The organism is Salipiger abyssi (assembly GCF_017311415.1).
Lineage (GTDB): Bacteria > Pseudomonadota > Alphaproteobacteria > Rhodobacterales > Rhodobacteraceae > Salipiger > Salipiger abyssi_A.
The window spans coordinates 40,309-65,715 of the sequence record NZ_JAEKIS010000003.1; the positions used below are offsets into that span (position 1 = coordinate 40,309).

A 25,407-nucleotide genomic window follows, 5' to 3' on the forward strand; every position below is an offset into this window, starting at 1 on the left:
CGCGCCTGTCAGGGCGCTCAGGCGACCATCTTCTCCGCTTTCTTGAGATCGACCGAAACCAGCTGGGACACGCCCTGTTCCTGCATGGTCACGCCGAACAGGCGGTCCATCCGCGCCATGGTCACCGCGTGGTGGGTGATGATCAGGAAGCGCGTCTCGGTGCGGCGGCACATCTCGTCGAGCAGATCGCAGAACCGCGTCACGTTGGCGTCGTCGAGCGGCGCGTCCACCTCGTCCAGCACACAGATCGGCGCCGGGTTCGCCAGGAACACCGCAAAGATCAGCGCCAGCGCGGTCAGCGTCTGTTCGCCGCCGGAGAGCAGCGACAGGGTCGAGAGCTTCTTGCCCGGCGGCTGGCACATGATCTCCAGCCCGGCCTCCAGCGGGTCGTCGCTTTCGACCATCACCAGATTGGCCTCGCCGCCATTGAAGAGATGGGTGAAGAGCATCGAGAAATTGCTGTTCACCTGCTCGAACGCGGTCAGCAGCCGCTCGCGCCCCTCGCGGTTGAGCGAGGCGATGCCGGAGCGCAGCGTCTTGATCGCCTCCTCCAGATCCTGCTTTTCCGAGATCAGCGTATCGTGCTCTTCCTGCACCTCGCGGGCGTCCTCCTCGGCGCGCAGGTTCACCGCGCCCAGCGAATCGCGCTGGCGTTTCAGCCGGTTGACCTCTGCCTCGATCTGCTCGGCGCCCTGCATCTCCTGAGCATTGGCGCCCAGCCGGTCGAGCAGCTTGGCCGGGGTGGTCTCCTGCTCTTCGAGAATGCGCTCGGCGGCGTAATCCACCGTCTCGCGCGCCGCCTCGACCCGGGCCTCGGCACGGGCACGCGCCTCGCGCGCCTCCGAGGCCGCGCGTTCCGCGTCACGCTCGGCGCCGATGGCCTCGCGCAGCGCACTCTCGGCCGTGGACAGCGCATCGGTGGCGCTGGCCTTGCGCGCCTCGGCCTGCGCGATGGCCTGGCTCAGCTCGTCGCGCTTCGCCGCCAGTTCGGCGGGGGCGGAAGACGCCTCCTTCAGCTCGGCCTCGGCGGCGCCCTTGCGCTCGGCCAGCTCGGCGCTGCGTTTCTCGGCGGTCTCCAGCCGGTGGCGCCAGCCCGACAGCTCCTTGGTGACCTGCTGCGCGCGCGACTTGCGGGCATCGCCCTCGCGGCGCAGCTCGTCATGGGCGGAGCGCTTGGCAATCATCGTCATCCGCGCCGCCTCGACGGTCAGCTTGATGTCCTCGACCTCGGCGCGGGCGCTTTCCAGATCGCCGAGCTCCGCCACCGCGCGCTCGGCCTCTGTGAGCTGCTTGCGCGCGCCGGTGGCCTCGTCCTCGTGGCGTTTCACCGCCATGGCGAGGCTCTCCAGCTTGCCCTCGGCCATGTTGCGGTCGGCCTCGGCGCGGTTCATTGCGCGGGTCGCCTCGTTCAGCCGCTGATCGGCCTCGCGCCGGGCCTCGCGCGCGGATTTGTCGGCCTGGGTCAGCTCCGCCAGCCGCGTCACAAGCGCCTCATGCGCGGCGCGCATGCCATCGACCTTGGCGGTGGCGGCGGCCATTTCCTGTTTCAGCGTTTCCAGCTTGTTGAGCTGTTCCAGACGCAGCGCGGCGGCGGAGGGCGCATCTTCGGCCCAGGCGCGATAGCCGTCCCAGCGCCAGAGATCGCCCTCGACACTCACCAGCCGCTGGCCCGGTTTCAGCTGCGGCTGGAGCCGCGGACCCTCATCCGCCTCCACCAGCCCGATCTGACCCATGCGCCGGACCAGAACGTCCGGCACCGAGACGTGATGGGTGAGCGCGGTGACGCCGGCGGGCAGCGGCTGATCGCTGGGGTAGGGGGGCAGCACCGCCCAGCCGGTGGGGCCGTCGGCCTCCACCTCGGGCGCGCGCAGGTCGTCGGCGAGCGCCGCGCCGAGCGCCTTTTCAAAGCCCTGCTCGACCTGAAGCCGGTCGAGGATCTGGCCGCCCTCCGCCGTGTCGCGGTCGAGCAGCCGGGCGAGTGCGGTGACCTCGGCGCGCAGCGCGTTGAACTCGCCTTCGGCCTCCGAGCGCTCCGCCCGCGCCTCGGCCTCGCGCGACTGCGCATCGGCGCGCGCGGCATCGGCATCGGTCAGCAGCTTGTCGGCACGCTCGGCCATCGCCTGCGCCTGATCGGTGCGGGTGCGTGCGGTCTCCATCGCCTCGGCGGCGCCGGAAAGGGTCTGCTTGGCCGCCGAGACGGCCTCGCGCGCCCGCGCTGCCTCGCCCTCGTGGCGGTCGAGCGTCTTGCGCGCATCGGCGAGGAAGCGGTGGGCCGACTGGTGGCGGGCGGCGAGCCGCGCCACATCCTCGGTGCGCTGCGACAGATCCGCCTCGCGCGCCTGAAGCATCGCCGCCGCCTCGCGTGCGGACTCGGAGGCCTCGGTCAGCCGGTCGTCATGGCCCTCGCCGGCCTTTGCCAGCTCGCGCGCTTCCCAGTCGAGCCGCTCGATGGTCTCGCCCGCGTCGCGGTTGAGCCCGGCCTCGCGCTCCATGTCCTTGGACATCTGCTCGATGCGGCGGGTCAGGGCGGCGATGGTCTCCGCCGCGCGCGTTTCTTGATCGGTGAGCGTGTCGCGCTGCACCGAGAGCCGTTGCAGGATCGCCGTGGCGATGCTCTCCTCCTCGCGCAGCGGCGGCAGCGCCTCTTCTCTCTGCGCACGTAGGGTCGCGGCGGCGCGCGCCGCACCCTCGGCCTGGGCGGCGGCGGTGACCTTTTCGCGGTGCCCGGCCTCGGCCTGCACGCGCGCCTCGTCTGCCTCCTTCCAGCGGCGGAACAGCAGCAGCCCCTCGGCGCGGCGCAGATCCTCGCCGATCGCCTTGTAGCGCGCCGCCTGCTTCGCCTGCCGTTCGAGCTGCGCGAGCTGGGCCGCGAGCTGCTCGATCACGTCGTCGACGCGCAGCAGGTTGGCGTCGGTCGCGTTCAGCTTCAGCTCGGCCTCGTGGCGGCGCTGGTAGAGCCCCGAGATGCCGGCGGCCTCTTCGAGAATGCGGCGGCGGTTCTTGGGCTTGGCGTTGATCAGCTCCGAGATCTGCCCCTGCCGCACCAGTGCCGGCGAATGCGCCCCGGTCGAGGCGTCGGCAAAGAGCATCTGAATGTCGCGCGCGCGCACATCCTTACTGTTGGCCTTGTAGGCCGAGCCCACGTCGCGGGTGATGCGCCGCACGATGTCGAGCTGGTCGCTGTCGTTGAACCCGGCGGGGGCCAGCCGGTCGGAATTGTCGATGCTGAGGCTGACCTCGGCGAAATTCCGGGCCGGACGCGAGGCAGCGCCGGCGAAGATCACGTCTTCCATGCCCGAGCCGCGCATCGCCTTGGCGCGGTTCTCGCCCATCACCCAGCGCAGCGCTTCCAGCAGGTTGGACTTGCCGCAGCCATTCGGCCCCACGACACCGGTCAGACCCTCGGCGATGACGAGGTCCGTCGGGTCGACGAAGCTCTTGAAGCCCGTCAGTCTGAGACGTGAAAAACGCAAATCTGCCTGCCCTGATTCCGGTTTGCCCACCACTGTGCCGGTCGGCGCCCGGGTGAGTCAAACGCTTTGCTCTGGATATCGCGGTGAAGCGGCTATTATCCACAAGATATTGCGGAATTTCGCGCAACGTGCTGACTTGACGGAACGTCTGTTAGCGCGTTTCATCTCAAGGCTAGCCAGGAGCTGCCCATGCCGCTTGCCATTCACCCCGTCTCGCCCCGCGATCCGCGCGCCGTGGCGCTTTTGTCCGAAAGCCATGCGCTGATGAACGCGCTCTTTCCGGCGGAGGAGAACCATTATCTCGATGTCGATGAGCTTTGCGCCGAGGGCATCACCTTCTTCGGGGCCGAGGAGGGGGGCGAGCTTTTGGGGTGTGCGGCGCTGGCGCGGCGCGAGGGCTATGGCGAGGTGAAATCCATGTTCGTGGCGCCCGAGGCGCGGGGCATCGGCGTGGCGCGCCGGCTGCTGGCGCATCTGGAGCGCACCGCTCAGGAAGAGGCGCTGCCGCTGCTGCGGCTGGAGACCGGCGACAGGCTCGCCGCCGCAGTGTCGCTCTACGAAGGGCAGGGCTATCGCCGTTGCGGGCCGTTCGGCGGCTATGTCGCCAACGGGTCGAGCGTGTTCTACGAAAAGCCGGTTCAGGCATAGCCGCCCCCGCTCAGTATTCCGTACATTCCATCGAGGCGCTGCCGCCCAGTCGGTCGGTATAATAGGCGTCGAAGATCTCGCAGGAGATCGTGCGGCGGCGCGGCTGTCTCGGTGCCGGCGCCCCGTCGCAGGACAGCCCCATCACCATCATCGCCGGATCGCCGGTGACCCAGGCCGGCACGCAGCCGGTTTCCTGTGCGACGGCCAGTTGCGCGCGTTCGGATATCGGGCCGAAGCGGGCGGGGAATTCCGGGCTGGTGCGGATCACCTCGGCCACGCGGTCCTTTACCCGGATGGTGAAGCGCGAGCCCTCGACCTCGCGCGTCACGGCTGGCACGCCGCGAAAGCCCGGGCCTGCCATGTCGCAGCCCACCAGAAGAAGAACACCCAAGATCGCCCCGCGTCGCATCGCCTCAGAAAGCCCGATGAGGGTTAAGACGCAGTTAACCGCGACGCGGGACAGGCTGTCGCAGGGAATTTACATTCTGATTTTAGAATGTAATTTGGTCTCTGAAATCAGACTGTCACGGAGGCTGTCATGACCCAGACGCACGCCCGTCCCGCGGATACCTACACGCCGACCTATTTCCTCGCCTCGCTGGGCGCGGGCGGCACGGCGGTATCCTTCTTCATGTATCTCTTCTTCTGGGTGCCGCATCCCGGCCAGCCCGTCCCGGTCTTCGAGGATATCGCGGCGGCCTGGGCAAACGGCGTGTTGCCGCAGCAGATCGCCATCGTGGTGGCGATGCTGGGGATCGCGGGGTTCGCCTTTCTCAACATCAAGTCGCTGATCTGGAACCTCCGGGCCTTCGCCGCCTTCCGCAAGACCGGAGCCTGGGAGGAGATGCGCCAGTCCAACAACGAAAGCTCGGTCCTCGCCATGCCGCTGGCGCTCGCGATGAGCGTGAATGTCGCCTTCGTGCTGGGCATGGTCTTTGTGCCCGGGCTCTGGCGCGTGGTGGAGTATCTCTTTCCCATGGCGATGGTCGCCTTCGCGCTGATCGGCGTTCTGGCCTTTCGCCAGCTCGGCGGTTTTCTGGGCCGGGTGCTGTCGAAGGGCGGCATCTTCGACGTGACCGCGCACAACTCCTTTGCGCAGCTTCTGCCGGCCTTTGCCATCTCTATGGTTGCCGTGGGCTTTGCCGCCCCCGCCGCGATGAGCACCAACCCGGTGACCGTCGGCACGGCGCTGGTGCTGTCGACCTTCCTCGGGGTGACCGCGATCCTCTACACGGTGCTGGCCGCCGCGACAGCGCTGAATTCCATGCTGCATTACGGCACCGCGCGCGAGGCCGGGCCGACGCTGCTGATCATCGTGCCGATCGTGACGGTGCTGGGCATCATGTTCATGCGTCAGGATCACGGGCTGCACGCCACCTTCGGCGTGCACAGCGACCCGGCGGAGATGATGATCTTCCTCGCAAGGCTGCTCTCGGTGCAGGTGGTGTTCCTGTTGCTCGGGCTAACGGTGCTGCGCGCGCAGGGGTATTTCCGCGATTTTGTGCTGGGGCCGAAGACCTCGGCGGGCTCTTATGCGCTGGTCTGCCCGGCGGTGGCACTGTCGGTGATGCTGCAATTCTTTCTCAACAAGGGTCTGGTGGCCGCCGGCCTGGTGGACAAGTTCGGCCTCTCCTACTGGCTGCTGACCGGCGTGGCGCTGGCGGCGCAGGCGGTGGCGATCTGGCTGGTGCTGCGGCTCAACAGGCAGCATTTCGCGCGTGTTCCGGCGCTCACGGTCCCCGCTGAATAACTCCTCCAGCCCGTTCGATGACAGGCGACAGGATGCCGGATTTTCGGATCCGGCATCCTGTCGCTGAATGGGCCGCTTGCGTCAGCGCGTCGCAGCGATGTGATGGAACCGTCGCCTCGGACTGCGGTTAAATTCGGCAGGAGAAAGGAGACCATCATGACCCGGCATGTTTCAAACCCCGATCCGTCGACGACGTCTCGCCACTTTACCGGCCCGGACTGGCGATGGCTGCTGGTGCTGGGGGCGGTTCTCATCGTCGGTGCGGTTCTGGCTTTCCTCAATCCCTTTGCGGCGTCGCTGACGGCCGTGGCGATCGCTGGCAGCATTTTTGTGCTGGGCGGTGTGCTTCAGCTCTGGATCGCGTTCCAATATCAGGGTCCGAGCGCGGCGCGTCTCGTTGCCGGGCTGCTGGGTCTGCTTGTCCTTGTCTTCGGCGTTGCGCTCGTCGCCAATCCGCTTGCCGGGATCGTCTCGCTGACCCTGCTGATCGCGGGCTTTTTCCTCGCCATGGGGGTGCTGCGCATCTGGCTGGGCTTTCACCTGCGCGACCGCACCGGCTGGGGCTGGCTGGTTGCCGCCGGTGCGGTGTCCGTGCTGCTGGGTCTGCTGATCGTGCTGGCCATGCCCGAAGCTGCCGCCGGGCTCCTGGGGCTGTTCCTCGGGGTGGATCTGCTGAGCTCGGGTGTCGGGATGACGGTGCTGGCGCTGCGGATGCGGTGAGAGTGGCGGTGGGCAGATTGTCCGCCCTGCCCCGGTCGCGGATCTCGGTCGCCGCGCCATCGTCGGCCCGTGGGTTGGCGATGGCGCGGCGGCTTCGCCTTGTTCCGCGCCCGGGAACCGCTCAAGCGTAGAGTGGGCAATCTGCCCTTCGTAAAGCCTACCCGTCCGCGATTTTGTGACGCCGCCGCACGCTTTCCGGCCGCCCCGGCAGCGAAAGCCGCGCGTCGTTCCGCGCCTGTCGTGACACAACCTGTCCCTTGGAGATCACGCAAAGCCTATCGGGCCGCAGTCGCAGCGCCTCGATGGCCGAGCCCGCATCCAGCACCACCAGCGAGGCCAGCTTGCCCGGGGCCAGCCCGTACTCGTCCAGATGCAGGATCTTCGCATTCTCCTCGGTCACCATGGTGAAACAGCGCTGCATCTCGTCGGGCGCGGTCATCTGCGCCACATGCAGCCCCATGAAGGCCACGTCCAGCATGTCCGCCGTGCCGAGCGAATACCACGGATCGCGCACGCAATCCTGCCCCCAGCCGACCGGGATGCCGTAGCTCTGCATCTCCTTCACCCGCGTCAGACCGCGCCGCTTGGGGTAGGTGTCGTGACGGCCCTGAAGGGTGATGTTGATCAGCGGATTGGGGATCGCCGCCACCTGCGCCTCGGCCATCAGCGGCAGCAGCTTGGAGACATAGTAATTGTCCATCGAATGCATCGAGGTCAGATGCGAGCCCGCCACCCGGCCCTGAAGGCCCAGCCGCTGCGTCTCGTAGGCCAGCGTCTCGATATGGCGCGACAGCGGGTCGTCGGTCTCGTCGCAATGCAGATCGACCAGCAACCCCCGCTCGGCGGCGATCTCGCAAAGCTCGCGGACCGAGGCGGCGCCATCGCTCATGGTGCGCTCGAAATGCGGGATGCCGCCCACCACATCGACGCCCATATCCAGCGCCCGCAGCGTGTTCGCCTTGGCCGTCGGGTCGCGGTAGAAGCCGTCCTGCGGGAAGGCCACCAGTTGCAGGTCGAGATACGGCTTCACGGCCTCCTTCACATGCAGCAGTGCCTCGACGCCTTTCAGCGCATCATCGCAGGTGTCGACATGGCTGCGCACCGCCAAGAGCCCCATGCTCACCGCCCAGTCGCAATAGGCGAGCGCGCGCTCCACCATTTCCTCGACCGTGGCGATCTGCTTCAGCTCGCCCCAGAGCGCGATGCCTTCCAGCAGCGTGCCGGAGGCGTTGATGCGCGGTGTGCCGTAGCTCAGCGTCGCGTCCATGTGGAAATGCGGATCGACGAAGGGCGGCGAGACCAGATCGCCAGTGGCGTCGATCACCGTGCCCGCTTCGGCGCCGGTCAGGTCGCCCATGGCGGCGATCCGGTCGCCGGTGATGCCGATATCCTTGACGGTGCCGTCGGGCAGGGTGCCGCCTGTCACGAGGATGTCGAAGCTGGCCATCAGCGGTCTCCGCGGTTGAAGGGGGTCATGAGCGCTGCGGGCACCTCGGCCCGGCGCGACATCAGGATAAGCGTCAGGACGGAGAGAAGATAGGGGATCATCAGGAATACCTGATAGGGCACGATCTGCCCCAGCCCGGTCTGTTGCAGCCGCACCTGAAGCGCATCGAACCCGGCGAAAAGCAGCACGCCCAGCAGCGCCTTGCCCGGCTTCCAGGCGCCGAAGACCACCAGCGCAATGCAGATCCAGCCGCGCCCGTTCACCATCTCGAAGAAGAAGCTCGAAAAGGCCGACATGGTGAGGAATGCCCCGCCCACCGCCATCAGCCCCGAGCCCACGATCACCGCCCCCATGCGCAGCGCCGCGACCGAGAGCCCCTGCGCCTCGACCGCCTGCGGGTTCTCTCCGGCGGCGCGCAGGGCAAGGCCCAGCGGCGTGCGGTAGAGCACCAGCGCGGTGAGCGCGACGCAGGCAAAGCCCGCCCAACTGAGCGCGGTCTGGGAAAACAGCGCCTCGCCCAGCCAGGGCAGATCGCTGAGGCCGGGGATGTGCAGCGGCTGAAAGGGCTCGATGCGCGGCGGGTTGGTGACCTCGGGCAGCGCCAGGCGATAGGCGTAATAGGCCGAGGCGGTGGCCAGCATGGTGATCCCCAGCCCCACCACATGCTGCGAGAGCCCGAAGGGCACCGTCAGCAGCGCGTGCACCGCGCCGAACCCCATCCCCGCCAGCATCGCCACCGCGACGCCTGCCCAGAGCCCGCCACCCGCATAGACCGTGACCCAGCCGGCGAAGGCGCCAAAGACCATGATGCCCTCGATCCCGAGGTTCAGCACGCCCGCACGCTCGCAGATCAGCTCTCCCATGGTGGCGAAGATCAGCGGCGCGGCGATGCGCAGCACGGCAGCCCAGAAACTGGCCGAGATCAGAATATCGGCAAGCTCGCTCATCCCCGCACCACCCGGAACCGCGTGAGCAGGATCGCCAGCACCATGAAGAGCAGGGCTGCGGCGAGCAGGATATCGGCGATATAGGTCGGCACCTCGGCGGCGCGCGACATGCTGTCGGCGCCGACAAAGATCCCAGCCACGAAGAGTGCCGAGACCACCACGCCCAGCGGGTGCAGCAGCGCCAGCATGGCGACGATGATGCCGGTATAGCCGAAACCGGGCGAGAGATCGGAGGTCAGGTTGCCCTTGAGCCCCGCGACTTCCGAGCATCCCGCCAGCCCGCACGAGCGGAAGCCCTTTTATCAACACGACTTAGTATTCTCTCAGAACACCTTAGCTGGAATAGACCCTTCTCCAACTACTCGAAAAATCCCGGCCTCAGCCAAGCGCGTGCCGCCAGGAGGCGGAATAGGCGCCGGTCACATGATGTTCGAGCTGCCGCTCGATATCGCCGAGCAGGCTGGAGGCGCCGAAGCGGAAGAGATCGGGCCGCAGCCAGCGATCCCCCAGCTCTTCCTTGATCAGCGCCAGATAATTCAGCGAATCCTTGGCCTTGGAGATTCCGCCGGCCGGCTTGTAGCCGACGCGATAGCCCGTCGCCTCGTAATAGTCGCGGATCGCCCGGATCATCACCAGGCTCACCGGCAGCGTGGCGTTGACGCTTTCCTTGCCGGTCGAGGTCTTGATGAAATCGGCGCCCGCCATCATGCAGACCAGCGAGGCGCGGGCGACATTCTGAAGCGTGCCCAGCTCGCCGGTGGCAAGGATCGCCTTCACATGCGCCTCGCCGCAGGCGGCGCGGAACTGCCGCATCTCGTCGTAGAGCCCCTGCCAGTCGCCGGTCAGCACCAGTCGCCGGGAAATCACGATGTCGATCTCGCGCGCGCCGGCCTTCACGCTCTCGCCGATCTCGGCGAGCCGCAGCGGGAAGGGCGACAGCCCCGCCGGAAAGCCGGTGGAGACGGCGGCCACCGGGATGCCGGAGCCGTCCAGCGCGGTGACGGCGGGGGCGATCATGTCGTGATAGACGCAGACCGCGCCCACGGTCAGATCAGGCAGCCCCAGCGCGTCGAGCAGATCGGCACGCACCGGCTGTTTCGCCTTGGCGCAGAGCCGCGCGACCCGGCCCGGCGTGTCGTCGCCCGAGAGCGTCGTCAGGTCGATGCAGGAGACCGCGCGCGCCAGCCAGGCGGCCTGGAACTCCTTCTTGACGCTGCGCCGTCCGGGCAGGGTCGCGGCGCGGCGCTCGATGGCCGAGCGGTTGGCGCGGGCGCGCAGCACCCAGTCCATGTCGAGCGCCATGCCGGGATTGCGCGGCTCCATGGCCTGCGGCAGATGGGTGACGCTGCGGGGCGCTTCGGTGGTCTCGGCCATATCGTATCCTCCGGAAAAGACGGTGGCACTTCCCTCGCCCGCAGGCAAGAGAGGCCGTCGCGGCATCAGCGGATGCGGTTGGAGATCCAGCGCAGCAGCGGGTTCTTCTGCGGGCGCAGAAGCTCCAGATGCAGAATGCGCGGGCGCGGCGCGTCCGACCAGATCAGTTCGGAGGCCTCGAAGACGCGCTTGTTGAACTGCGGCGGGAAAACGTAGAAATCCACATCCGAGCGCCACAGCACCTCGCGGAAAGACGGCTGGTCGATACCCATGCCGCTCGCCGCGAATGTTTCGGCCCAGTCGCGGAAAAACGCCTTCACGCGCTCGGTCTTGCGATAGAGCAGCACGCCGGTGTTGATCTCGGGAAAGGTCTCGGGCAGGTCGAGCGCGATCTTTTTCAGATGCCGGGGCCGGTGCCAGAGGATCACCTGCGCGCCGCACATCTCGTATTTGCGCAGCAGATCGAAGAGCGAGGCCAGATCCGCCCGCACGACGGTGTCGTTGTCGAGAAACAGCGTCTCGTCATAGGGGCTGTCGCCCAGCACGTTCACCTTGGGCCGTTTCAGCCCCTCGGGGATGTAGAACGCCTGATCGAAGCCGCTGGTATCGTCGCCCTCTTTGCACCAGATCGCGGTGCCGAGCGCCGGGTTCGATCGTTTGACGCTGGCCGCCGAGCGCCGTGCCACATCCACATGGTCGCGGCCCCAGGCCACATAGACCACCCCGCGCGATGTCTGCGCCATCTCGTCACCCTCCATTGCGGTGTTCGGCATACGCGCGCCGTCTCCGCCTGTAAATCGCGGCGGGGCATCTTCTCTTTCCAAATACGCATGCTGCGGCATCGGCCGCAGGCCAGGATTGTCCTAGGGACGCTCTTGCAGAGCACCGCCCGGGGCCGTGCCGGCGCTGCGCGCCGGAAAGAGCGTATTTTCAAAGAGAAGAAGGCAGGGGCGTGGCGCCGGTATCCAGCCATCGGGATACCGGCGAGGGGGATCAGATCCCCGATTTCACGATCGCCTCGGCGAGGATCGGCACGGAGCTCTTGTTCAGCCCGGCGATGTTCAGCCGCGAGTCGCCGACCATGTAGATGCCGTGATCGCGGCGCAGCGTCTCGACCTGCTCGGGCGAGGCGCCGAGCCGCGAGAACATGCCGCGATGCTGGGCGATGAAGCCGAAGCGGTCCGAGCCCGACAGCCGTTGCAGCTCGGTGGCGAGCTGCTCGCGCAGGCCCAGCATCGAGTTACGCACCTCTTCCAGCTCTGCCGCCCAGTCGGCGCGCAGCGCCGGGTCGGTCAGCACCATGGTCACCAGCCGCGCGCCGTGATCGGGCGGGAAGGAATAGTTCTGCCGGTTGAGATAGTTCAGCGTGCCCTGGTTGAGCTTCTGCGCCCCGGCATCGTTGCTGACCGCCATCAAGAGGCCGGTGCGTTCGCGGTAGATGCCGAAATTCTTCGAGCAGCTCGCCGCGATCAGGCATTCCGGCACCGAAGAGGCCACGAGGCGGACGCCGGCGGCATCCTCTTCCAGCCCGTCGCCAAAGCCCTGATAGGCGATGTCGATCATCGGGGTGGCGCCGGTCTTGAGCAGCAGATCGACCACCGCCTGCCATTGCGACAGGTTGAGGTTGGCGCCGGTGGGGTTGTGGCAGCAGCCATGCAGCAGCACCACGTCGCCTTTGCCCGCCTGCGCGAGATCGGCCATCATGCCGTCGAAATCCACCGCCCGCGTCTCGTTGTCGAAATAGCGGTAGGGGGTGAAGGGGATGCCCATATGCTTGAGGATCGACAGGTGGTTGGGCCAGGTCGGATCCGAGACATAGACCTTGCCCGAGGGGCTGGCCATGCGGACCAGATCGAAGGCCTGACGCACCGCGCCCGTGCCGCCCGGGGTCGCGGCGGCGGCCACGTTGCCGCGCGGCACCGCATCGCCCAGCACCAGCGCGATCATCGCGTCGGAAAAGCCCGGATCGCCGGCGAGGCCGGTATAGGCTTTCGTGGTCTCGGCTTCCCAGAGCTGCTTTTCCGCCGTCTTGACGGCGCGCATGATCGGGGTGTTGCCGCTGGCATCCTTGTAGACGCCGACGCCAAGGTCGATCTTCTGCTCGCGCGGATCCTCGCGGTAGAGCTGCATCAGGGCCAGAATTTTGTCGGCAGGTTGCTCTTTGAGGTTCTCGAACATCAGTCCTCTCCGGTGGCGACGGGCAGGGTGGGGAACTGCCCCCACTCGCTCCACGACCCGTCATACAGGGAATGGTCGGTCTTGCCCATGCGGGTCAGGGCAAGGTTGAGCACGGCGGCGGTCACGCCCGACCCGCAGGAGGTGATCGCCGGTTTCGACAGATCGACCCCCGCCGCCTCGAAGACCGCGCGCAGCCCCTCGGGGTCTTTCAGCGTGCCGTCGGCATTCATCAGCGTCTGGAAGGGCACGTTTTTGGCGCCGGGAATATGGCCCGAGCGCAGACCCGGGCGCGGCTCTGCCACTTCGCCGCGAAAGCGCTCGGCGGCGCGGGCGTCGATGATCTCGGTATCGCGCAGCTTGGCGGCGGAGGAGACCTGCGTCACGTCCTTCACCATCTGGTTCTGGCGGCGCACGGTCATGTGGCGGTCGCGGATCACCGGCGGCAGATCCTCGGTCTCGCGGCCCTCGGCCTGCCATTTCGGCAGCCCGCCGTCGAGCACGGCGATATCGTTCTGCCCCATCAGCCGGAACAGCCACCAGACCCGCGCGGCGGAATAGATGCCCTGGCTGTCATAGACCACGATCTGATGGCCGTCGCCGACGCCGAGCGCCCGCATGCGCGACATGAACTTCTCGACCGGCGGCACCATATGCGGCAGCTCGGAACGGTGGTCGCTGACATCGTCGATGTCGAAGAACCGCGCGCCGGGAATATGCGCCGCGTCGTATTCCGCCCTGGCGTCGCGGTCGGAGCCCGGCAGGAACATGCTCGCATCGAGAACGCGCAGGTCGGGGTCCTTGAGATGCCTGGCGAGCCAGTCGGTCGACACCAGAAGCTTGGGATCGTCGTGGGACATGAGGTCTTCCCCGGGCAGTCACTATCCGCCCGTCTCTAGTCCGCATGGGGCCGCAAGACAAGGGCGCGTGGGGGAAGGCGCGGGACTCAGCCGCGTTCCTTGAGCAGGCGCTGCTTCTGGCGGTTCCAGTCGCGTTTCGCCTCGGTCTCGCGCTTGTCGACGGTCTTCTTGCCCTTGGCGATGCCGACCTTCAGCTTGGCGATGCCCTTGTGGTTGAAATAGAGCACCAGCGGCACGACGGTCATGCCCTTGCGCTGGGTCTCGTTCCACAGCCGCGCCAGCTCCTTTCTGGACACCAGCAGCTTGCGGCGGCGGCGCTCCTCATGGCCGAACATGGCGCGCTCGTAGGGGGCGATATAGCTGTTGACCAGCCACAGCTCGCCATTCTCTACCGCCGCATAGCTTTCGGCGATATTGGCGGTGTTCTCGCGCAGCGATTTCACCTCGGACCCGCTGAGCACGATGCCGCATTCGAGATCGTCCTCGATTGCGTAATCGAAACGCGCGCGCCGGTTCTCGGCGATCACCTTGTAATTCGGGTCTGTCTTCGGTTTGGCCATTGCGTGCATGTAATCGCTGACAGGCCGCCTGTCCATAACGGGCGGGTCGCGTCCGGGCGTGATATTTGTGCCCGGCGGGCCGGGAAACCCGGTGGCTCAGACCAATTCGGCCATATACAGCGGCCGCCGTTCGCGTTAGGAGAGCGCTTTCTCACCTGTCCCGAGTCAGCAAAGCGGTGCGACGCGCCGCGGACAGGCCCCACGCAGATCGGTTTCCAGATGATCCAGACCCTCTCCGATGCGCTCGCCGAGCGCGGTTACGACACGTTGACGCCCGTACAGGAGGCGGTGACCAGGCCCGAGCTGCAAGAGGCCGATCTGCTGGTCTCGGCGCAGACCGGCTCCGGCAAGACGGTGGGTTTCGGCCTTGCCATCGCCGCCACGCTGCTGGGCGATGCCGAGACGCTCGGACCGGCGGCGGCGCCGCTGGCGCTGATCGTGGCGCCGACCCGCGAGCTGGCTTTTCAGGTGAGCCGCGAGCTGGGCTGGCTCTACGCCAAGACCGGCGCGCGCGTGGTCTCCTGCGTCGGCGGCATGGACATGCGCGACGAGCGCCGGGCGCTGGAGCGCGGCGCGCATATCGTCGTCGGCACGCCGGGGCGGCTCAGCGATCACATCCGGCGCGGCTCGCTCGACATGACCGGGCTGCGCGCGGTGGTGCTGGACGAGGCGGACGAGATGCTCGATCTCGGCTTCCGCGAGGATCTGGAATTCATGCTGGGCGAGGCGCCGGTAGAGCGCCGCACGCTGCTGTTCTCGGCCACCGTGCCGCCGATGATCGCCACCCTTGCGCAGCAATATCAGCGCGACGCGGTGCGCGTGACGACGCTGACTGACAAGGGCCAGCACGCGGATATCGCCTATCAGGCGCTGCGCGTGGCGCAGCAGGACGTGGAAAACGCCATCATGAACGTGCTGCGCTTTCACGAGGCGCAGAATGCCATCGTCTTCGCCAATACCCGTGCGACGGTGAACCGGCTGACCGCGCGTTTCGCCAATCGCGGCTTTGCGGTGGTCTGCCTCTCGGGCGAGTTGAGCCAGACCGAGCGCAGCCACGCGCTTCAGGCGATGCGCGACGGGCGGGCGCGGGTCTGCGTCGCCACCGATGTTGCCGCGCGCGGCATCGACCTGCCGAATCTGGAGCTGGTGATCCATGCCGAGCTGCCGAGCAATGCCGAGACGCTGCTGCACCGCTCGGGCCGGACGGGCCGCGCCGGGCGCAAGGGGATCTCGGCGCTGGTGGTGCCGCCGAAATCGGTGAAAAAGGCCGAGCGGCTGCTGAAATTCGCCAAGCTTCAGGCCGAGTGGACGACCGCTCCCGGCGCAGACGAGATCCTGCGCCGCGACGAGGAGCGGCTGCTCGCCGATCCTGCCTGGAGCGAGGCGCCGAGCGAGACCGAGGCCGCCTTTGCGGAGCGTCTGCTCGCGGAGCAGTCGCCCGAGGCGGTCGCGGCCGCCTATCTGCGGCTTTTCCGGTCGCGGCATTCGGCGCCCGAGGATCTGTCTTCGCCCGATGCCCGTCCGGAGCGCAAGGAGCGCGCGCCCTTCGGGCCGAGTACCTGGTTCTCGCTTTCGGTGGGTCGCAATGACCGCGCCGAGGCGCGCTGGCTGCTGCCGCTGCTGCTGCGCGCCGGGCAGATCGACAAGGCTGCCATCGGCGCGATCCGCGTACAGGATCGCGAGACCTTCGTGGAGATCGCCGAGGCCAGCGCCGGGCGGTTTGCCGACGCGCTGGGCGAGGGCGGCACGCTGGAGGATGGTGTGACCGCGCAGCGGCTGGAGGGCGTGCCGTCGTTCGGGCGCCCCGCGGCGCCGAGTGCCGGACCCCGCCGCCCCGCCGGGCCGCGGCCGAAGCGCGACAGGGACGAGGCTGCGTCTGCCGCCGAGCGTCCGAAACCGCCGCGCAAGCCTGATGCAGCGCCCGCGCCGCAGCCCGCGGAGACCCGCGCCGAGCCGAAACCGCCGCGCGCGGCGCCGGCAGACCGGTCCGGGAAGGGGCCGGCCAGGGAATACGCTCCGAGGGACAAGGCCGCTCCGTCGCGGGACAAGGCGCGGTCGCAGACCCCGAGGGACAAAGACCGCAAGCCTCATGGCGGAGACCGCAAACCCTATGCGGGGAAACCGTCGGGGAAGAGCGGCGGCAAACCGTTCGGTGGCGGCAAGCCCAAAGCCGGTGGCGGCGCGCCTTCCGGGGGCGGCAAGGGCGGCGGAAAGCCCGCGAGCCGGGCGAAGGCCTCGAACCCGTCGGAACGCTTTACACCTCCGGGCAAGGCCGCAAAGCCGCGCACTGGCGGCAAGCGTGGTGCCGGTGGGATGCAGCCGCCGAAGCGCCGGAAGCCCTAATCTACTTACGAACAGGTCCGAGCGCGGCAGCGGCGCGGGACAAGGCCGAAGGCCGCCGCGCCATCGCCGGCCCGTTCGGGCGGGCTGGCGATTTGGTGACATCAGCGCAGTGTGTCGAGGTCTTTCGGACGTGGCCGGGATAAATCGCGAGGTTCTCCGGTCTGATCGCCAACCCACGGGCCGGCGATGGCGCGGCTACCCGACCGTGGCGCGTAAGGTGGGCAATTTGCCCACCCTTCCGGCACCTTAACTCCCCCGATAGGTCGAATACCCATAGGCCGAGAGCAGCAGCGGCACATGGTAATGCGCCTCCGGATCCGAGATGCCGAAGCGCAGCGGGATCTGATCGAGAAACAGCGGCTCCACCCCTGCCTGGGCACTGGCGCGCAGATAGTCGCCGGCAAAGAACACCAGCTCATAGGTGCCGGGCGCGAATTTCTCCTTCGGCAGGATCGGCGTGTCGGTGCGCCCGTCCTCGTTGGTCTCGGTCTCGGCGATCTTGCGATGAGAATTGCCCGAGAGCCGGTAAAGCGCGATCTTCACGCCCTTGGCGGGCACCCCGCGTGCGGTGTCGAGCACATGGGTCGTCAGGTAGCCCTCGGCCATTTCTCTTGCTCCTTTTTTCGGCGACGCTAATAAAAGCGGCAATTCTGCGCGCGGGCTGCGGCCCTTTGCGGTTCCGTCCCGACTAGAGCGCGATTATCCGAAGATGACAACGACCCAAGGCAGGAGCGGCCCCATGCAGCGTTATCCCCGCAACATGATCGGATACGGGGCGGACCGCCCGGATGCGCAATGGCCCGGCGGCGCCAGGATCGCGGTGCAGTTCGTGCTGAATTACGAAGAGGGCGGCGAGAACAACATCCTGCACGGCGATGCCGCCTCCGAGGCGTTCCTGTCGGATATTCCCGGCGCCGCGCAATGGCCCGGCCAGCGGCACTGGAACATGGAATCGATCTATGAATACGGCGCCCGCGCCGGGTTCTGGCGGCTGCACCGGCTGTTCACCGGGCGCGATGTGCCGCTGACGATCTACGGCGTCGCCACCGCGCTCGCGCGCAATCCCGAGCAGGTCGAGGCGATGCAGGAGGCGGGATGGGAGATCGCCAGCCACGGGCTGAAATGGGTCGAGCACAAGGACATGCCCGAGGACGAGGAGCGCGCCGCCATCGCCGAGGCGATCCGCCTGCACACCGAGGTGGTGGGCGAGGCGCCGCGCGGCTGGTATACCGGGCGCTGCTCGGACAACACCGTGCGGCTGGCCGCCGAGACCGGGCAATTCGCCTATGTCTCCGACACCTATGACGACGATCTGCCCTATTGGCTGGAGCTGGACGGGCGCCAGCAGCTCATCATTCCCTATACGCTGGAGGCCAACGACATGCGCTTCTCGGTCAGCCCCGGCTGGATCGAGGGCGAGCAGTTCTTTACCTATCTGAAGGACAGCTTCGATACGCTCTATGCCGAAGGGGCAGAGGGCAAGGCGGCGATGATGTCCGTGGGGCTGCATAACCGGCTGATCGGGCGGCCCGGCAAGATCGCCGGGCTGACGCGCTTTCTCGACTATATCGCCAGGTTCGAGGGGGTGTGGACGCCGCGCCGCATCGAGATCGCGGACCACTGGGCCCGCGTGCATCCCGCCCCGGCCGCCGTGCCGGGGCCTCGCCCCTCGCAGATGGACCGGGAAAGCTTCGTGCAGGCCTTCGGCGAGATCGTCGAGCATTCCCCATGGGTCGCCGACCGGGCCTGGGGGCTGGAACTCGGCCCCGCGCATGATCGCCCGGCGGGGCTTGCCAATGCGCTGGCGCGGGTGCTGCGCAGCGCCTCGCCTGACGAACGCATGGGTGTGCTCAAGGCCCATCCCGACATCGCGGGCAAGCTTGCGGCGGCAAAGCAGCTCACCGAGGACAGCACCGCCGAGCAGGCCAGCGCCGGGCTCGACGCGCTGACCGATGCCGAACGCGCCCGCTTTACCGAACTCAACACCGCGTATATGGAGAAGCACGGATTCCCCTTCATCATTGCCGTGCGCGATCACGACAAGGCCAGCATCCTGAGCGCGTTCGAGCGCCGCATCGCCAATGATACCGACACGGAATTCGCCGAGGCCTGCCGCCAGGTGGAACGCATTGCGCGCCTGCGGCTGGACCAGATCCTGACATAACCTGGCGTGGACCGGTCGCGCTGCAAAAAGAGGCCAAGAATGCCGTCCATCGAATCCCTGAACCCCGATCTGCCGCTCTTTGCCCGCGCAGGCATCAACCTCGCCTCCGAGGGGCTGGGCGCGCAGGCGCTTTATGCCACCAACGATTTCTTTGCCCCGGTCGCGCGGATGCTCTCGGACAAGGATCCCGTCTTCATCGACGGCAAGTTCGACGATCACGGCAAGTGGATGGATGGCTGGGAAAGCCAGCGGCGGCGCGACGGCGGCCACGATTACGCGGTGATCAAGCTGGCCGCGGCGGGACGCATCTTGGGCTTTGACGTGGACACCGCGCATTTCACCGGCAATTACGCCCCCGCCTGTCAGGTCGAAGCGGCGGTGCTGGCGCCGGGCGAGATGCCCGACGACAAGACCCGCTGGGTGAATATCCTGCCCTACAAGCCGCTGGGCCCCTCGGCGCATCACTGGTTCCGCTGCGAAAGCTATGAGCGCTGGACCCATCTGCGGCTGCATATCTATCCCGATGGCGGCGTGGCGCGGCTGCGGGTCTATGGCGTGCCCGAGCTCGACGAGGTCAATGCCAGCGGAAATATCGACCTCGCCTCGGCGCTGAATGGCGGTCGGGTGCTGGCGCTGTCGGATGCGCATTACGGCGATTATCGCCGCATTCTGGCGCCGGGCCGGGGCCTCGACATGGGCGACGGCTGGGAGACGCGGCGGCGCCGCGAACCGGGCTATGACTGGATGATCATCGCACTTGGCGCGCGCGGCCGGATCGAGCGGTCGGTGATCGACACTGCCCATTTCAAGGGCAATTATCCCGACAGCGTCTCGATGCGCGCCGCAGATATGCAGAATTTCGGCGACGGGCTGACCGACGCGCTTATAACGGACTCCATGTTCTGGAAAGAGCTTATGCCGCGCCAGAAAGTCGGCCCCGATGCCGAGCACGAGTTCAAGGACGAAATTTGCGACATTGGCCCGGTCACCCATGTGCGTCTGAACATCCACCCCGATGGCGGGGTGAGCCGGTTACGGCTGTTCGGCAAGGCGGAATGATGCGGCAGATCGCGGCGGAGCCCCTGACCGCAGAGGGTTTCGCGCCCTTCGGCGATGTGCTGGAGGTCGCGGGCGTTCCGGACAAGATCATCAATCAAGGGCTCTGCGGGCGGCATCACGACCGCGCGGCGCTCGATTTCGGGCCCGGCGGGCGCGCCGGTATCAGCCTTTTCGATGCCGAGCCGCGCAGCCTGCCCTACACGCTCGAGATGGTCGAGCGGCACCCCGACGGCAGCCAGGCGTTTCTGCCGATGCACGAGCATCCCTGGCTGGTGATCGTGGCGGAACCCGGCCCTGTGCCGGGCGCGATCCGCGCCTTTCTCGCGGCGCCCGGGCAGGGCATCAACTTTCATCGCGGCACATGGCACGGGGTGCTGACCCCGCTGCATGCGCCGGGGCGTTTCGCGGTGGTCGACCGGATCGGCGACAGCGCGAATCTCGAAGAGCACTGGTTGGAGGAGCCGGTACTCGTCACCGGCCCGAGCTAGGGCCACCTCCTACCGCGCAAGCCCGCAAAGAGGCCGCGGAGACTCCATGGACAGGGAGACAAGACCATGACCGACAAAGCCGCGCTGGGCACGCCCGCGCAACTGGCCGACCCCAACTATACCCCGCCCATTGCCAAGGCGATCCCGCTGGGCATCCAGCACGTTCTGGCGATGTTCGTCTCGAACGTGACGCCCGCCATCATCGTCGCCGGTGCCGCGGGGTTCGGCTTCGGCTCGAACAGCCCCGACTTTCCCGAGCTGCTCTATCTCATCCAGATGTCGATGCTGTTTGCCGGCATCGCGACGCTGATCCAGACCATCGGCTTCGGCCCCGTGGGCGCGCGGCTGCCCATCGTTCAGGGCACCTCCTTTGCCTTCATCCCGATCATGATCCCGCTGGTGGCGGGGCAGGGCGTGGAGGCGCTGGCGGCGCTCTTTGGCGGCATCGTCATCGGCGGTATCTTCCACGCCTCGCTGGGCACCATCATCGGAAAGATCCGCTTTGCCCTGCCGCCGCTGGTGACCGGGCTCGTGGTCACGATGATCGGTCTGGCGCTGGTCAAGGTCGGCATCGAATACGCCGCCGGCGGCGTGCCCGCCAAGGCGAGCGGCAGCCCGAGCTATGGCGGGCTTGCGAGCTGGTCGACCGCGCTGGTCGTGGTCTTTGTCACGCTGGGGATCAAGTTCTTCACCCGTGGCCTGCTGTCGATCTCGGCGGTGCTGATCGGCATTCTCGTGGGCTATGTCTATTCGCTAATGATCGGGCTGCTGACCGTCGACGCCATCGTCGGAAGCTGGCAGCGCTCGGCGGCCTTCGCCCTGCCGGTGCCGTTCAAATACGGTTTCGACATCTCGGTCGCGGCCATCGTCGGGTTCTGCCTCATGGCCTTTGTCTCGGCGGTGGAGACCGTGGGCGACGTCTCGGGCATCACCAAGGGCGGCGCGGGGCGCGAGGCCACCGACAAGGAAATCTCCGGCGCCACCTATGCGGACGGGATCGGTTCCGCAGTGGCGGGGCTCTTCGGCGGCTTTCCCAACACCTCGTTCAGCCAGAACGTGGGCCTCATCGCCATGACCGGTGTCATGAGCCGCCATGTGGTGACCATCGGCGCGATCTTCCTGATCATCTGCGGGCTGGTGCCCAAGGTCGGCGGCGTGATCCGCACCGTGCCCATCGAGGTGCTGGGCGGCGGCGTCATCGTGATGTTCGGCATGGTCGTGGCCTCGGGCATGTCGATGCTGTCGGATGTGAAATGGGACAAGCGCAACATGGTGATCTTTGCCGTGGCGCTGTCGGTAGGGCTGGGGCTCCAGCTCGAAGTGCTGAACGTGGCGCCGGGCGCGCCCAACGCGCTTCAGCACCTGCCCGATACACTGCGTATCCTCGGCGCTTCGGGCATCCTGCCCGCCGCGTTGATCGCCATCGTGCTCAACCTGGTGTTGCCGGTGCCGCTCTCGGACGACTCGACCGAGGAAATCACCGGCGGGCTGTCCGGTCAGGGCACGCCGGGCGAGTAAGCGCCAGCCGATACGACGCGACAAAGAGCGGCCCCTCGTGGGCCGCTCTTTTTTATCTGGCGCGCGCGGACTGCCTCATGCTCCGCGCGCGCCCTGCCGGGCGGTGGGCGGGACATCCCGCCGCCCTGTCCGAAGCGGGTCAGTTGCGCGGGCGGTGGCTCGGTCCGTGCCATCCGCGCCCAAAGGCGCCCTGCCGGTTGTGGCGATTTTCGATCTGGTAGCCCGAGCGCTGAAGGCACTCTGCGGAAAACGCTTTGTGAATGCCGTTGCGGGTGCGGATGTTCATTTCGCAGCGGTTCGGAAAGCGCTCGGTATTCAACCCGTTCCGCTTCAGGCAGCGATTGTCTATGACATAGCGCGAGCGACCGCCCGAGACCTCAAGCGCGCAGCTGCGCGGCAGCGCGCGGCGCTGATCGCGGTCCTTCCCTCTGCCGAAGGCCGGGCCGATGACGCGTGGCGGCTTGCTGTTGCTCTTGTTGCTGCCGTAGCGCCAGGTCTCATGAACCCGGATCGGCGAGGACTCCTGGGACTGGGCGCGGGAAATCGCTGTGCCGATCACGGCGAGGGTTGCGGCGGTGCCGATCAGGCGCGCGAGGTCTCTCTCATCTGCGCGCGCCGGTGCGGCGGCGAAGGCCGTCACGGCGAGTGAGACCGACAGAACGGCGGCGATGAATCTGCGGGACATGGGGCATCTCCTCTCTGGGGACGTTGTTTTTGACCGGCGCCGCCCGTTCGGCAGGCGCCCTGTCCCGACCCTCGCCCGGGGTGCCGAAATCGGGCAATAACGCCCCGCTGTTATCCGATATCAGGCGGTCCCGGCACGCTATGCTATTGAATTGCAGCCCGGCTGCGCGCAGGTTTGCCGCCATGAAACGCATCCTCGCCCCCCTCCTTCTCGCGCTCGCCCTGCCCGTTACGGCACAGGCCGAGTGCTATGTGGAATACAAGGCCAAGCAGGACAGCCCGCTGCGCCTGCATTACGGCATCGCCCGGCTGTCGGGCGGCGACTGTCCGCCGAAAGGCGCCGCCGCAGAGGCGCTTCGCGGCCGCTTGGCGCAAGGGGGCTGGACCTTGCTCAACGTGGTTGGCATGTCCGGGTCCGAACCCGGAGACAAGAAAAAGGCCAATGCCGGTGAGTTTTACCTCCGCTACTGACGCCCGCCGGGTGGGCACGCGGCTTGTGACCGCCGGAATCGCCGCTATCGTGGCGTTGCTGGCGGGTGCCGGCGCCCTGCTGATGCTGACCCTGCCCGATGCCAATGCCTTCAACGCGCGGGTCGAGCGGCTGTTCATCGAAAACGACGATCTGACCGGGCAGGCCGAGGTGAAGCTGCTGGAGATCCTGGCCCAGTCGGGCACCGCCTTTTCCGACACGCTGGCCAGCTACCGCATGGTGATCTTTGTGCTGCTGGTCTTTGCCACCGCGCTGCTGGTGGCGGCGCTGGTGTTTCTGGTGATGCTGGGCGTGTTCAACCGCCGCATGGCGCAGATCGAGCGTTCGGGCATCCAGGTGAGCTCGCTGATCATCTCGCGCGAGGAAAATACCGTCTATCTCAACACTATGGGCTTCAAGCTGACCGAGGCGATGATCGAGACGCTGGCAGTGCTGGCCGAGGCGCGGATGGATGACGACATGCTCTCGGGCGCGCAGATCGAGGCGATGATCTCGGGCCGCGACGCGTCGGATTGCGAGGAGGCGGCGGGCGCCACGCGGATCAAGCGGCTGCGCGACGGGCTGGGCAATCAGATGGTCAGCGAGCTTCTGGTCAAGAATATAGCCCGGCGCGGCTATATGCTGGCCATCGACAAGGAGGTGATCGAGGTTCTCTGAGCCCGGTATATCGGCGATGTGCCGCGTGCCGGCCCATGCCCAGTTGAAACCTGGGCCGATTGGATGCAAAGAGGCTCTCGGATTTCCCTCACTTTCCGGATAGCATCACGCCCATGGCCAAGCTTTACCACGTGCCGCTCTCTCCCTTTTGCCGCAAGGTGCGGCTCAGCCTCGCCGAGAAGAAGATCGAGTGCGAGCTGGCGGAGGAGCGGTATTGGGAGAAGGATGCCGATTTCCTGCGCCGCAACCCGGCGGCCAAGGTGCCGGTGCTGAAGATGGACGGAAAGACCATGGCCGAGAGCAGCGCCATCTGCGAATGGCTCGAGGAGAAGTATCCCGAGCCCCCGCTGATGCCGCGCTCTGCGGATGCGCGCTACGAGGTGCGGCGGCTGGTGAACTGGTTCGACGACAAGTTCCACCATGAGGTGACGTCGAAGCTGCTTTACGAGCGGGTCAACAAGAAGATCATGAAGCAGGGCTTTCCGGACAGCGGCAACGTGAAATCCGGCGCCAAAGCGATCAAGTATCACCTCGATTACATGGCCTGGCTGCTGGATCACCGGCGCTGGCTGGCGGGCGATGTGATGACGCTGGCGGATTTCGCCGCCGCCGCGCATCTGTCGTCGCTCGATTACATCTCGGATGTGGACTGGAACCGCAGCCAGACGGTCAAGGACTGGTATGCCAAGATCAAGTCGCGCCCGGCCTTCCGCAATATCCTGGCGGACCAGATCCCCGGCTTCCCGCCGCCCGCGCATTATGCCGATCTGGATTTCTGACGCTGGGGCAAGGGTGTCGAGACCTCTGGCGCCGCGCGCTATTGCGTTGCGAATGAGTATTTGCCGGAAAGAGGAAAGGGGGGCGCCTTGACGCTGAAGGCGCGTCTGATCTCGGAAGCGCAGGATGTGGGCTTTGCCGCCTGCCGGATCTGCCGGCCCGGCGACGTGCCGCAGGCGGCGGGCCGGCTCGCGGCGTTTCTGGAGGCGGGCTATCACGGGCAGATGGGCTGGATGGCCGAGCGCACCGGCTGGCGCGGCGATCCGCAAGCGCTCTGGCCCGAGGCGCGCTCGGTCATCATGCTGGCGGAGAATTACGGGCCCGAGGCCGACCCGCTGGCGGTGCTGGAGGCGCGCGACCGGGCGGCGATCTCCGTCTATGCGCAGAACCGCGATTACCACGATGTGGTGAAGAAGAAGCTCAAGCGGCTCGGGCGCTGGCTGCTGGCGGAGGCGGAGCGGGGCGGGGGGAAAGACGTTGGCGGGGGGCCGCTCTCGTCGGCTAAGCCGACTGCCGCGCACGCGGCGGTAAAACCGCCGGAAATAAAGGTGTTCGTCGATACCGCTCCGGTGATGGAAAAGCCGCTGGGGCAGGCGGCGGGGCTGGGCTGGCAGGGCAAGCATACCAATCTGGTGAGTCGCGAAATCGGCTCGTGGTTCTTCCTCGGCGCGATCTTTACCACGCTGGAGCTGGCGCCGGACGGTGCCGAGCGCGATCATTGCGGCTCCTGCCGGGCCTGTCTCGACGCCTGCCCGACCGATGCCTTTCCGGCGCCCTACAAGCTCGACGCGCGGCGCTGCATTTCCTATCTCACCATCGAGCATAAGGGTCCGGTGGACGAGGCGCTGCGGCCGCTGCTCGGCAACCGGATCTACGGCTGCGACGATTGTCTCGCCGTCTGCCCCTGGAACAAGTTTGCCCGCACCGCGCATGAGGTGAAGTATCACGCGCGCCCCGACTTGCAGGCGCCGCAGCTCGCAGAGTTGGCTAGGCTCGACGATGCGGCCTTCCGGGCACTGTTTTCCGGCTCGCCGATCAAGCGCATCGGGCGCGACCGGTTTCTGCGCAATGTCTGCTATGCCATCGGCAATTCCGGCGACCGGGCGCTTTTGCCCGCGGCGCAGGCGCTTTGCGAGGATCCCGACGAGACGCTGCGCGATGCGGCGCGCTGGGCGGTGGCGCGGCTTTCATGAGAAAGGGGCGCTCCGCCGGGTTAAGCGAAGCGCCCCACGAGGGTCTTGGTCGTACCATCGAAGAGGAAAACTCTTCTGCG

At 67.1% G+C, this 25,407-nt stretch carries 23 protein-coding genes and 1 pseudogene; 12 read left to right on the top strand and 12 right to left on the bottom strand.

The window, feature by feature from the left end:
* Window positions 1-17 precede the first annotated feature (17 nt).
* A complete protein-coding gene (gene smc, locus I6N89_RS05295; protein WP_207017171.1) occupies window positions 18-3,473 on the bottom strand; it encodes a chromosome segregation protein SMC in 3,456 nt (1,151 codons plus the stop codon).
* A gap of 189 nt (window positions 3,474-3,662) precedes the next feature.
* Between smc and I6N89_RS05300 the strand changes: the two genes are divergently transcribed.
* Window positions 3,663-4,121 carry a GNAT family N-acetyltransferase gene (locus I6N89_RS05300; protein WP_207017172.1) on the top strand — a complete coding sequence of 153 codons (459 nt, stop codon included), beginning with the start codon at window positions 3,663-3,665 and terminating at the stop codon, window positions 4,119-4,121.
* A gap of 10 nt (window positions 4,122-4,131) precedes the next feature.
* Here I6N89_RS05300 and I6N89_RS05305 read toward each other — a convergent pair whose 3' ends face one another.
* A complete protein-coding gene (locus tag I6N89_RS05305) occupies window positions 4,132-4,512 on the bottom strand; it encodes a hypothetical protein (RefSeq protein ID WP_236016453.1) in 381 nt (126 codons plus the stop codon).
* Between the two features lie 147 nt (window positions 4,513-4,659).
* Between I6N89_RS05305 and I6N89_RS05310 the strand changes: the two genes are divergently transcribed.
* Complete coding sequence (locus I6N89_RS05310; protein ID WP_207017173.1) at window positions 4,660-5,871, top strand: TsoY family (seleno)protein; 1,212 nt, start codon at window positions 4,660-4,662, stop codon at window positions 5,869-5,871.
* A 156-nt stretch (window positions 5,872-6,027) separates the two neighbouring features.
* A complete protein-coding gene (locus tag I6N89_RS05315) occupies window positions 6,028-6,591 on the top strand; it encodes an HdeD family acid-resistance protein (RefSeq protein WP_207017174.1) in 564 nt (187 codons plus the stop codon).
* Window positions 6,592-6,748: 157 nt separating this feature from the next.
* On the opposite strand, the gene I6N89_RS05320 is transcribed toward I6N89_RS05315, so the two are convergent.
* The 8 genes and pseudogenes from I6N89_RS05320 to smpB all read right to left on the bottom strand — a co-directional run bounded on the left by I6N89_RS05320 (window position 6,749) and on the right by smpB (window position 13,954).
* Window positions 6,749-8,038 carry an amidohydrolase family protein gene (locus I6N89_RS05320; protein ID WP_207017175.1) on the bottom strand — a complete coding sequence of 430 codons (1,290 nt, stop codon included), beginning with the start codon at window positions 8,036-8,038 and terminating at the stop codon, window positions 6,749-6,751.
* Window positions 8,038-8,985 (bottom strand): ABC transporter permease, encoded by a 948-nt coding sequence (locus I6N89_RS05325; RefSeq protein ID WP_207017176.1) that lies wholly within the window; start codon window positions 8,983-8,985, stop codon window positions 8,038-8,040. Before I6N89_RS05325 ends, I6N89_RS05320 begins: the two co-directional genes overlap by 1 nt.
* Window positions 8,982-9,263 (bottom strand): annotated as a pseudogene (locus I6N89_RS05330) (ABC transporter permease); the annotation flags it as partial. The gene I6N89_RS05325 and the pseudogene I6N89_RS05330, both read right to left, overlap by 4 nt.
* 100 nt (window positions 9,264-9,363) lie before the next feature.
* Complete coding sequence (gene deoC, locus I6N89_RS05335; RefSeq protein ID WP_207017177.1) at window positions 9,364-10,359, bottom strand: deoxyribose-phosphate aldolase; 996 nt, start codon at window positions 10,357-10,359, stop codon at window positions 9,364-9,366.
* Between the two features lie 65 nt (window positions 10,360-10,424).
* On the bottom strand, window positions 10,425-11,132 hold the full coding sequence (locus tag I6N89_RS05340; RefSeq protein WP_236016454.1) for a putative nucleotide-diphospho-sugar transferase: 708 nt from the start codon (window positions 11,130-11,132) through the stop codon (window positions 10,425-10,427).
* Window positions 11,133-11,352: 220 nt separating this feature from the next.
* Complete coding sequence (locus tag I6N89_RS05345) at window positions 11,353-12,537, bottom strand: aromatic amino acid transaminase (protein ID WP_207017178.1); 1,185 nt, start codon at window positions 12,535-12,537, stop codon at window positions 11,353-11,355.
* Complete coding sequence (gene sseA / locus I6N89_RS05350) at window positions 12,537-13,394, bottom strand: 3-mercaptopyruvate sulfurtransferase (RefSeq protein ID WP_207017179.1); 858 nt, start codon at window positions 13,392-13,394, stop codon at window positions 12,537-12,539. The genes I6N89_RS05345 and sseA overlap by 1 nt, the downstream gene beginning before the upstream one ends.
* Window positions 13,395-13,480: 86 nt before the next feature.
* A complete protein-coding gene (smpB, locus tag I6N89_RS05355; RefSeq protein ID WP_207017180.1) occupies window positions 13,481-13,954 on the bottom strand; it encodes an SsrA-binding protein SmpB in 474 nt (157 codons plus the stop codon).
* 219 nt (window positions 13,955-14,173) lie between these two features.
* Between smpB and I6N89_RS05360 the strand changes: the two genes are divergently transcribed.
* On the top strand, window positions 14,174-16,297 hold the full coding sequence (locus I6N89_RS05360) for a DEAD/DEAH box helicase (protein WP_207017181.1): 2,124 nt from the start codon (window positions 14,174-14,176) through the stop codon (window positions 16,295-16,297).
* A gap of 246 nt (window positions 16,298-16,543) precedes the next feature.
* Here I6N89_RS05360 and uraH read toward each other — a convergent pair whose 3' ends face one another.
* Window positions 16,544-16,903: a hydroxyisourate hydrolase gene (gene uraH, locus I6N89_RS05365; protein ID WP_076700107.1), complete on the bottom strand. Its 360-nt coding sequence runs from the start codon at window positions 16,901-16,903 to the stop codon at window positions 16,544-16,546.
* A gap of 133 nt (window positions 16,904-17,036) precedes the next feature.
* Here uraH and puuE point away from each other — a divergent pair, with 133 nt between their 5' ends.
* The 4 genes from puuE (at window position 17,037) to I6N89_RS05385 (ending at window position 21,526) form a co-directional block, all read left to right on the top strand.
* The gene (puuE, locus tag I6N89_RS05370) at window positions 17,037-18,461 is read left to right on the top strand and encodes an allantoinase PuuE (RefSeq protein WP_207017182.1); all 1,425 of its coding nucleotides are present in this window, start codon (window positions 17,037-17,039) and stop codon (window positions 18,459-18,461) included.
* A gap of 39 nt (window positions 18,462-18,500) precedes the next feature.
* Complete coding sequence (gene alc / locus I6N89_RS05375; RefSeq protein ID WP_207017183.1) at window positions 18,501-19,520, top strand: allantoicase; 1,020 nt, start codon at window positions 18,501-18,503, stop codon at window positions 19,518-19,520.
* Window positions 19,520-20,008: an ureidoglycolate lyase gene (locus I6N89_RS05380; RefSeq protein ID WP_207017500.1), complete on the top strand. Its 489-nt coding sequence runs from the start codon at window positions 19,520-19,522 to the stop codon at window positions 20,006-20,008. Before alc ends, I6N89_RS05380 begins: the two co-directional genes overlap by 1 nt.
* Before the next feature lie 66 nt (window positions 20,009-20,074).
* Window positions 20,075-21,526 carry a uracil-xanthine permease family protein gene (locus I6N89_RS05385; RefSeq protein ID WP_207017184.1) on the top strand — a complete coding sequence of 484 codons (1,452 nt, stop codon included), beginning with the start codon at window positions 20,075-20,077 and terminating at the stop codon, window positions 21,524-21,526.
* A gap of 139 nt (window positions 21,527-21,665) precedes the next feature.
* Here I6N89_RS05385 and I6N89_RS05390 read toward each other — a convergent pair whose 3' ends face one another.
* Window positions 21,666-22,211 carry a hypothetical protein gene (locus tag I6N89_RS05390; protein ID WP_207017185.1) on the bottom strand — a complete coding sequence of 182 codons (546 nt, stop codon included), beginning with the start codon at window positions 22,209-22,211 and terminating at the stop codon, window positions 21,666-21,668.
* A 182-nt stretch (window positions 22,212-22,393) separates the two neighbouring features.
* Here I6N89_RS05390 and I6N89_RS05395 point away from each other — a divergent pair, with 182 nt between their 5' ends.
* The 4 genes from I6N89_RS05395 to queG all read left to right on the top strand — a co-directional run bounded on the left by I6N89_RS05395 (window position 22,394) and on the right by queG (window position 25,327).
* On the top strand, window positions 22,394-22,681 hold the full coding sequence (locus I6N89_RS05395; protein WP_207017186.1) for a hypothetical protein: 288 nt from the start codon (window positions 22,394-22,396) through the stop codon (window positions 22,679-22,681).
* Entirely contained in the window at window positions 22,653-23,357 is a 705-nt protein-coding gene (locus tag I6N89_RS05400) for a winged helix-turn-helix domain-containing protein (RefSeq protein WP_207017187.1), read from the top strand. The genes I6N89_RS05395 and I6N89_RS05400 overlap by 29 nt, the downstream gene beginning before the upstream one ends.
* Before the next feature lie 113 nt (window positions 23,358-23,470).
* Window positions 23,471-24,136, top strand: coding sequence for a glutathione S-transferase family protein (locus tag I6N89_RS05405; protein ID WP_207017188.1), 666 nt, complete (start codon window positions 23,471-23,473; stop codon window positions 24,134-24,136).
* An 87-nt stretch (window positions 24,137-24,223) separates the two neighbouring features.
* Window positions 24,224-25,327, top strand: coding sequence for a tRNA epoxyqueuosine(34) reductase QueG (gene queG / locus I6N89_RS05410; RefSeq protein ID WP_207017189.1), 1,104 nt, complete (start codon window positions 24,224-24,226; stop codon window positions 25,325-25,327).
* Window positions 25,328-25,407 lie beyond the last annotated feature (80 nt).

Bases quoted from the DNA above. Each gene is read 5' to 3' on its own strand.
- I6N89_RS05345 (WP_207017178.1), bottom strand. From the start codon at position 12,537: ATGTTCGAGAACCTCAAAGAGCAACCTGCCGACAAAATTCTGGCCCTG.
- I6N89_RS05340 (WP_236016454.1), bottom strand. From the start codon at position 11,132: ATGCCGAACACCGCAATGGAGGGTGACGAGATGGCGCAGACATCGCGC.
- I6N89_RS05385 (WP_207017184.1), top strand. From the start codon at position 20,075: ATGACCGACAAAGCCGCGCTGGGCACGCCCGCGCAACTGGCCGACCCC.
- uraH (WP_076700107.1), bottom strand. From the start codon at position 16,903: ATGGCCGAGGGCTACCTGACGACCCATGTGCTCGACACCGCACGCGGG.
- alc (WP_207017183.1), top strand. From the start codon at position 18,501: ATGCCGTCCATCGAATCCCTGAACCCCGATCTGCCGCTCTTTGCCCGC.
- I6N89_RS05380 (WP_207017500.1), top strand. From the start codon at position 19,520: ATGCGGCAGATCGCGGCGGAGCCCCTGACCGCAGAGGGTTTCGCGCCC.
- I6N89_RS05395 (WP_207017186.1), top strand. From the start codon at position 22,394: ATGAAACGCATCCTCGCCCCCCTCCTTCTCGCGCTCGCCCTGCCCGTT.
- I6N89_RS05405 (WP_207017188.1), top strand. From the start codon at position 23,471: ATGGCCAAGCTTTACCACGTGCCGCTCTCTCCCTTTTGCCGCAAGGTG.
- I6N89_RS05400 (WP_207017187.1), top strand. From the start codon at position 22,653: ATGCCGGTGAGTTTTACCTCCGCTACTGACGCCCGCCGGGTGGGCACG.
- I6N89_RS05325 (WP_207017176.1), bottom strand. From the start codon at position 8,985: ATGAGCGAGCTTGCCGATATTCTGATCTCGGCCAGTTTCTGGGCTGCC.
- I6N89_RS05360 (WP_207017181.1), top strand. From the start codon at position 14,174: ATGATCCAGACCCTCTCCGATGCGCTCGCCGAGCGCGGTTACGACACG.
- sseA (WP_207017179.1), bottom strand. From the start codon at position 13,394: ATGTCCCACGACGATCCCAAGCTTCTGGTGTCGACCGACTGGCTCGCC.
- smpB (WP_207017180.1), bottom strand. From the start codon at position 13,954: ATGGCCAAACCGAAGACAGACCCGAATTACAAGGTGATCGCCGAGAAC.
- I6N89_RS05300 (WP_207017172.1), top strand. From the start codon at position 3,663: ATGCCGCTTGCCATTCACCCCGTCTCGCCCCGCGATCCGCGCGCCGTG.
- puuE (WP_207017182.1), top strand. From the start codon at position 17,037: ATGCAGCGTTATCCCCGCAACATGATCGGATACGGGGCGGACCGCCCG.
- I6N89_RS05315 (WP_207017174.1), top strand. From the start codon at position 6,028: ATGACCCGGCATGTTTCAAACCCCGATCCGTCGACGACGTCTCGCCAC.
- I6N89_RS05320 (WP_207017175.1), bottom strand. From the start codon at position 8,038: ATGGCCAGCTTCGACATCCTCGTGACAGGCGGCACCCTGCCCGACGGC.
- deoC (WP_207017177.1), bottom strand. From the start codon at position 10,359: ATGGCCGAGACCACCGAAGCGCCCCGCAGCGTCACCCATCTGCCGCAG.
- I6N89_RS05310 (WP_207017173.1), top strand. From the start codon at position 4,660: ATGACCCAGACGCACGCCCGTCCCGCGGATACCTACACGCCGACCTAT.
- I6N89_RS05390 (WP_207017185.1), bottom strand. From the start codon at position 22,211: ATGTCCCGCAGATTCATCGCCGCCGTTCTGTCGGTCTCACTCGCCGTG.